Annotated in this window: 2 protein-coding genes; both read right to left on the reverse strand. The window is 69.2% G+C overall.

What is annotated here, in order from left to right; genetic code table 11:
• Window positions 1–105: 105 nt before the first annotated feature.
• Window positions 106–843, reverse strand: coding sequence for a phosphonate metabolism transcriptional regulator PhnF (gene phnF / locus APM_RS13070; protein WP_007423840.1), 738 nt, complete (start codon window positions 841–843; stop codon window positions 106–108).
• A gap of 58 nt (window positions 844–901) precedes the next feature.
• Window positions 902–1,928: glycosyltransferase family 2 protein (locus APM_RS13075; RefSeq protein WP_007423841.1), on the reverse strand; the 1,027-nt coding region annotated here is incomplete at its 5' end.

The raw sequence follows: 1,928 nt of genomic DNA on the forward strand, positions 1-1,928 counted from the left end.
CTCGGCATCCTGCTCCGCTGCCGCGACCTGCCCTGCCTGCCGTGATGCGGCGGGCGCCCCGCCGCTAGAGCACTCTCCGATCCTGTTGGATCGGATAACGATACTCTACGGCTCGAACACCAGTTGCACGCGCGGCGCCGGATAGATCGACAGGCCGAATTCGATCGGCGCCCCGCCCTCCGCGATGTTCAGGGATTCCGTGGCCAGCAGGGCGTCGCTGCGGGCCATGCGCAGCAGCCGCGCCTCGCGCGCATCCGGCTGGCGGGCGCAGACGCGCGTCCACTTGCGCGTGTAGTCGGCGATCCCGAGCGCGGCCAGCGCCGCGGTGATCGACCCGCTGTGCCGCAGCGCCTCCAGCAGTCCCGGTAGTGCCCGCGCGGGGAAAATGTGCCGCGACAGCGAGATCGGCGTCGAATCCGCCGAGCCGATGCGCTCCAGCAGGATCACCGGTTGCGCCGGCGCCAGCCGCAGCGCCTCGGCGGCGGCGGCGGCTTCGGGCAGGGTGTCGAGGGCGGTTTCCTCCAGCATCAGGATATCGCCGAGCGGCGTGCGGTTGTGGCCGCGCACCCATTCCGAGAATCGCGGCCGCTGGCCGATCCGGTAATCCAGCACCTCCTCCGCCACGAACGACCCCCGTCCATGCTCGGTGCGGATGATGCGCGCCTTGGCCAGTTCCTCCAGCGCGCGGCGAACGGTGTGGCGGTTGACGCCGTAGCCCTGGGCGAGCCGCGCCTCGGTCGGCAACCTCGTGTCGTGCGGGTAGACCCCCTCGCGAATGTCGCGGGCCAGCGCGTTGGCGATCTGGCTCCAGAGGGCCTCACCCCGTTTGCGTTCGAAATCCATGCCTAGCAGATGCCGGAAACGGCGGCCCGAATCCAGAGATGGCCGGCCTCAGGCGGCATCAGCCCGCTTGCCGCCGCCGGGGCTTCGGTGCCGCCGCCGCCGGCGCGGCCGGGAACCGGGCGGGCGCGGGCGGCGAAACACGCCGGACGTCCGCCGGGTCGATCACCCGCAGGTCGCGATACACGCCGCCCTCGCGGCTGAAATGCGGATTGTAGAACGGGTCGCGTTTCAGCGCTTCGTCCCATCTTTCGCGCATCGTCTCGTTTTCCAGCATGAACCGCGCCAGCTTGCTCTCGTCGAAATCGTCGCCCCGACTCAGGCTCTCGCGATGTTCGCAGACCGCGTCGGCGCTGAAGATGATGCGGTATCCCGCCTGCCTGATCTTCATGCAGAGATCGACGTCGTTGAACGCCACGCTCAGCCCGTCCTCGTCGAAGCCGCCAGCCGCCGCGAACGCCTCGCGGCGGACCAGCATGCACGCGGCGGTCACCGCAGAAACCTCGCGGCAGGCGATGGCATTGGCGATGTAGCCCGGCTTGTCGGCCGGCAGTCCGCGGAAACTGTGATCGGCGATCCCGCCGACACCCAGAACCACGCCGGCATGCTGCACGGTCTCGTTCGGATAGAGCAGTTTCGCGCCGACCGCGCCCGTGCCGGGGTCGGCCAGCGCCTCGTTCAGCATCGTGCGCAGCCATTCCGGGTCGCTCACGAACACGTCGTTGTTCATGAACAACAGAAATGGGAAGCGCGCCGCCTCCACCCCGCGATTGTTGATGCGCGAGTAGTTGAACGGCTCGGCGATGCGGATCACCCTCGTGTCCGGCAGGTTGCCCTGCTCGACGGCGAAACCCTCCGCCTCCTCGTCCTGCGACCAGTTGTCGAGGAGAAGAATCTCGTAGCGCGCGCCCCGCGTCACGTCCCGGATCGCCTCGACGCACGCGCGCGTCATCCCGATATGGTCGCGATACGGGATCAGGATCGAAACGCCCGGGTCCTCGCTCATGCGGAAGCTGGTGCGATAGCAGGTCAGCCCGCCCCGCCGTTCGGTCCGCGCCGCCAGGCCCCGCCGCTTCAGATGCGCGGCG

The organism is Acidiphilium sp. PM, assembly GCF_000219295.1.
GTDB lineage: Bacteria > Pseudomonadota > Alphaproteobacteria > Acetobacterales > Acetobacteraceae > Acidiphilium > Acidiphilium multivorum.